Below are 5,444 nucleotides of genomic sequence, written 5' to 3'. Positions count from 1 at the left end.
ATTAGCTTAGATTGTAGAACGCAACAATTAAAAGATAATGAAACGGTAGAAATTGCCCTCTTTTATACTAACGTTCCTTTAAGACCTATATCGAATAATGAAGAACTTAGTAAAATCAAAAAGCCATTATGGATATACGATAAAAATAAGGTGCTAGTAAGATGGTATCCGAATGAAAAAAAACCGACTGGCATCTTATTTAAAGAAATTCCTAAAAGTAAGAATTCTCGAAAACAACGTCCATTTTTAGATTTATCTTCCCCTGATAAATTTATGCAAAGTTGGCCTATGATCCTAAAACCGATACAAGATGAATTTATACGTTTTGCTAGCAATTATGGGTTTAAGCTCTTTCCTAAAACATTAAACCTTGAACCTTTACCCTTAAAGACAAAATATCAAGCAGTAAAAACTAAATCAAAATTCTCAAGTATTGATATTTCAGGGAAAATTAAAATTATTGATCTTAGGGTTAATACTGATATTACTTGTAAAGAAATAATACATTTATTTGATAGTTTGATTACCTCAAAAGGCATAAATATTGATTGGGAAATTCTCTCTGAAATTGGAGCGGATAATTTACACCAACTTGAGTTACAAAAATCAGATCGAGTATTGATTTTAATTGACCAAGAAAAAGGGATTGAAAATGATCGTTATTTATTGACTCGTTTTATTGCTAAGAAATATGCAATTCAACATATCAATGTTAATCCTAATTATGTTTATGGTGATCCAATTGGAGAAGGTCTATTAATTGAATCTAATGATGATGACCCAATAAAATTATATCCAGCGATTGATAGCCAATACTATACCTATAATTATTCAATGTTAAATAATGACTCCTACAAAGAAGCAATAACGATAAAATTGGAAGTGGTACTGAAAGAACTTGAACTAAAACGATTATTACTCGATTCTAATCGCCTTATTTCAGCAGTTCTGCCACTACAAAAATCCTGTTTAAATGACAATACTATTGTGATTACCGATGGCTATTTTTTCACTGTCGCTAATGATCGACCTATTTTAATGCCATTTGATCCAACGGATAAAAATATGGTCCAAAAGATAGATAAATATTTATTAAGCTTTGGCACTTCCGTTGATGATTTACTCAATTTAATCCATAAAAATTGGCCTTATGCCTATCGTCAAGATGTGGTTATGGACTATTACGGTACAAATCCTGATAAACAAAAACAATTTACATCGAAAATCACGCTTATTCTCAGCAAAAACGAAAATGAGCAAGTGGCTATAATGATGCAAGATCCACTATATGATAAACCTAACATACTACCATTAGGTATGGAGGACGTTTATTCTCATCTAATGAAAAAACAAAAAACATACCCAATTTCAGATTGGTTAATCAATGATATTGAACCACTTGAACATATCACCCATAAGTTGTGTGAAAATGGCATACTATCTGACAGTAAAGCGAGACGTTTTCTTGATGAGCTACCCCACTTATTTGAATTCTGGCAAAATCACTTAAGTGTACTTTATCAACAAAATGAAACCAGTAGTACCTATCATCAAATAAAAAGAGAAGTCATTACACAATGGCTAGCTCTGCGACAAAAGCAAAAAGATACATCAATAAGTGGTTGTCTTGATACTGTTCTTTCTCATTATTTTAATAAACCATTAAATGATGTTAAACGCTGGATGACTGATATCCCCGGTATTCAACGCTTATGGCACGATAAAGAAAAAGGTTACTTTATTGTCGGTGGACTCGCCTCACCTAAAAACCAATTAATGAGGCAACCAAGTATCCGCCAATGGCACTCATTACAAGGTGAATTAGATATAAAACTTCTCTCCGACCTACTGGATGTAGATTGGGTAAGAATGAATCAGTTAGCCGGAAGACCTTGTGCTGCCACCTTAATAAAACGTTGGAAAGAAATTAATTTTGATGATGAATATGCAATGCTAATTAATTAGCACAACTCACTCACAATAGGGCGATCTTCTCGCCCTATTTTTTATATCCCCACATCATATAAAAACCACAAACAAGCGGTCGCTTCCTTACTAAATTTTGCAAAGCTTATTTCAGATATAAATAAAACCGCCATAACTTATAAGCCCCACTACAGAAATTAAAGTAATAGTTCCGTGATCGAGGGGTACCTTCATATTATATATAAATATATATCAAAAAAATTTTAAATATAGAATAACTAATCATTATTGTTATTTTTAGGTTGAGGTGATATATTTAGATATATATTTTTCTTAATAGATAGATCAAGGCATATCAATATGAATTATGTGACAGATCAAATACTAGCAAGCCTTCGGGAAGCTAGACTACATAAAGGGCTTAGTCAGAGAGATTTAAGTACTCGTTCTGGTATTCCCCAAAGTCATATATCTAAAATTGAGGGGGGTGAAGTTGATCTAAGAGTTTCTAGTTTAATAACACTTGCTCGTGTACTTGACCTTGAGTTATTAGTTGTCCCCAAAAAGTCGATTCCGGCAATAAATTCAATCATTCGAACTAGCACAGGAATTAATAGTGAGAAAAAAAACATTTTGCCAGCATACCAGCTAGAGGGAGACGAGAATGACTAACAATATATCTACACTAAATGTTTTTCTCTACGGTAAACTCATCGCAACAATTACCCATGTAGGTAGTGATAGAACATTATTTGCCTTTACAGATTCGTATATTAATGATGAATCAAGACCTACATTAGGACTTGGATTTAAGGATTCACTCGGTGGCTTACTCACAGATTTCAAACCAACTCAAACTAAGTTAATTCCATTTTTCTCCAATCTTCTCCCTGAAGAAACAATGCGTAATTACTTAGCAGAGCGTGCTGGCGTAAACCCTGCAAGAGAGTTTTTTCTATTATGGGTACTCGGACAGGATTTAGCCGGTGCAATCACCGTTGAATCAGCCGATGGTAAGGCATTACCCTCAAATAGATATGAGACAATTGACGATGAAAACCAAATTGGTGTCCCAATGCGTTTTTCATTGGCAGGCGTACAGTTGAAATTTTCAGCGGTACAACATGCAAATGGAGGCTTAACAATTCCTGCTACAGGTCAAGGTGGTTCTTGGATTGTAAAATTACCATCGTCCCGTTTTGAAGCTGTACCAGAAAATGAATATTCGATGATGACATTAGCTCGAATGTTAGGAATGAATGTACCAGAGATACAGCTACTACCTATCAACAAAATTGCTAATATTCCAGAAGGCATTGGAAGGTTTGGTAATAGTGCATTTGTCATCAAACGTTTTGATAGAGAAGATGGCAAAGCAATACATATTGAAGACTTTGCACAAGTATTTGGTGTATATCCTCAAGATAAATACAAAAAAGCGAGTATGAGTAATATTGCTCAGGTTATTGGCATAGAAAGTCAAGATGAGGATATTATCGAATTTACTCGTAGATTGGTATTCAACACTCTAATTGGTAATGCGGATATGCATTTAAAAAATTGGTCTTTAATTTATAAAAATAAACACAGCCCATCCCTTGCACCTGCTTATGATTTTGTTTCAACGATTCCCTATATCCCCGATAATAACGCTTCACTAAAAGTTAGTCGTAGCAAAAAATTTAGCGATTTTACATTGGATGAATTATCACATTTAGCAGCCAAAGCAATGTTGCCAGAGAAATTAGTATTAGATACTGCCAAACAAACTGCGGCAGGATTCTATGAAATATGGGCGAAAGAAAAACATCACTTACTACTTACTAAATCAATGATTGAAGCAATCGATAGACACTTAAAAAGCATACCACTTCGTTAAATTCCCTGAGGGAAGTTATGCGTATTCTTAATAAATTTTAATATCGTCTTATTATTTGGGTTGTTATACCCCTCAAGATCAGGGAAAATAACCCTTTATTAAAAATCAATTCTACATAGAGAAAATCAATGTCATTGAACGATTATCCACAACAAGTTAATAAACGAAGAACTTTTGCGATTATTTCTCACCCCGATGCGGGTAAAACCACCATTACTGAAAAAGTATTACTTTACGGAAATGCGATTCAAAAAGCGGGTTCTGTAAAAGGTAAAGGCTCTGCACAACACGCTAAATCAGACTGGATGGAAATGGAAAAGCAACGTGGGATCTCAATTACCACCTCTGTGATGCAATTCCCTTATAACGATTGCTTAGTCAATTTACTTGATACTCCGGGACACGAAGACTTCTCGGAAGATACTTACCGTACACTAACAGCGGTTGATAGCTGTTTGATGGTCATTGACTCAGCGAAAGGGGTTGAGGAACGTACCATTAAATTGATGGAAGTCACACGCTTGCGTGATACGCCAATTCTCACTTTTATGAATAAACTCGACCGTGATATTCGTGATCCAATGGAGTTACTTGATGAAGTAGAAAGCGTACTTAAGATTGATTGTGCCCCAATCACTTGGCCTATCGGCTGTGGAAAATTATTTAAAGGCGTATACCATTTAACCAAAGATGAAACCTACCTCTACCAAACAGGGCAAGGACATTCCATTCAAGATGTTCGCATTATTAAAGGGTTAGACAATCCTGAATTAGATAGTGCTGTGGGTGAAGATTTAGCCCTTCAATTGCGTGAAGAATTAGAATTAGTACAAGGTGCAAGCCACGAATTTGATTTAGATGCGTTCTTAAATGGCGAATTAACCCCTGTCTTCTTCGGTACTGCATTAGGTAACTTTGGGGTCGATCATTTCTTAGATGGATTAACTGAATGGGCACCAGCACCACAATCTCGCCAAACGGATCAACGAGAAGTCCAAGCCAGCGAAGAAAAATTCAGTGGTTTCGTCTTTAAAATTCAAGCCAATATGGATCCAAAACACCGAGATCGTGTGGCATTTATGCGAGTCGTTTCAGGTAAATATGAAAAAGGAATGAAATTAAAACACGTACGCATAGGAAAAGATGTGGTAATTTCCGATGCCTTAACCTTTATGGCAGGTGACCGAGCTCATGCAGAAGAGGCTTATGCAGGCGATATTATCGGCTTACATAATCACGGTACGATTCAAATTGGTGATACTTTCACCCAAGGCGAAAACTTTAAATTTACAGGGATTCCAAACTTCGCCCCTGAATTATTCCGCCGTATTCGTTTACGTGACCCACTTAAACAAAAGCAATTACTTAAAGGCTTAGTTCAGCTTTCAGAAGAAGGTGCAGTGCAAGTATTCCGTCCACTTCACAACAACGATTTAATTGTCGGTGCAGTCGGTGTATTGCAGTTTGACGTGGTTGTTGCTCGCTTAAAAACCGAATATAACGTGGAAGCGATTTATGAAACCGTAAACGTTGCCACTGCTCGTTGGGTTGAATGTGCAGACACGAAAAAATTTGAAGAATTTAAACGTAAGAATGAGCAAAACTTAGCCCTTGATGGTGGAGATAACTTAACCTATAT

General features: G+C 35.7%; 4 protein-coding genes. All 4 read left to right on the top strand.

The window, feature by feature from the left end; all coding sequences use genetic code 11:
• On the top strand, positions 1 to 1,965 hold a 1,965-nt coding region (locus Q1J40_RS05495), incomplete at its 5' end, for a hypothetical protein (protein ID WP_301099050.1).
• 321 nt (positions 1,966 to 2,286) lie between these two features.
• Complete coding sequence (locus tag Q1J40_RS05490) at positions 2,287 to 2,598, top strand: helix-turn-helix domain-containing protein (RefSeq protein WP_301099049.1); 312 nt, start codon at positions 2,287 to 2,289, stop codon at positions 2,596 to 2,598.
• A complete protein-coding gene (locus tag Q1J40_RS05485) occupies positions 2,591 to 3,805 on the top strand; it encodes a type II toxin-antitoxin system HipA family toxin (protein WP_301099048.1) in 1,215 nt (404 codons plus the stop codon). Before Q1J40_RS05490 ends, Q1J40_RS05485 begins: the two co-directional genes overlap by 8 nt.
• A gap of 128 nt (positions 3,806 to 3,933) precedes the next feature.
• The coding region (prfC, locus tag Q1J40_RS05480; RefSeq protein ID WP_301099047.1) for a peptide chain release factor 3 at positions 3,934 to 5,444 on the top strand (1,511 nt) is incomplete at its 3' end.

The organism is Otariodibacter sp., assembly GCF_029256985.1.
Lineage (GTDB): Bacteria > Pseudomonadota > Gammaproteobacteria > Enterobacterales > Pasteurellaceae > Otariodibacter.
The sequence above is the reverse complement of the archived record's forward strand: the minus strand, read 5'-3'. Positions and strand labels throughout refer to the sequence as shown.

Coding starts and splice junctions, on each gene's coding strand:
- Q1J40_RS05485 (WP_301099048.1), top strand. CDS start 2,591: ATGACTAACAATATATCTACACTAAATGTTTTTCTCTACGGTAAACTC.
- Q1J40_RS05490 (WP_301099049.1), top strand. CDS start 2,287: ATGAATTATGTGACAGATCAAATACTAGCAAGCCTTCGGGAAGCTAGA.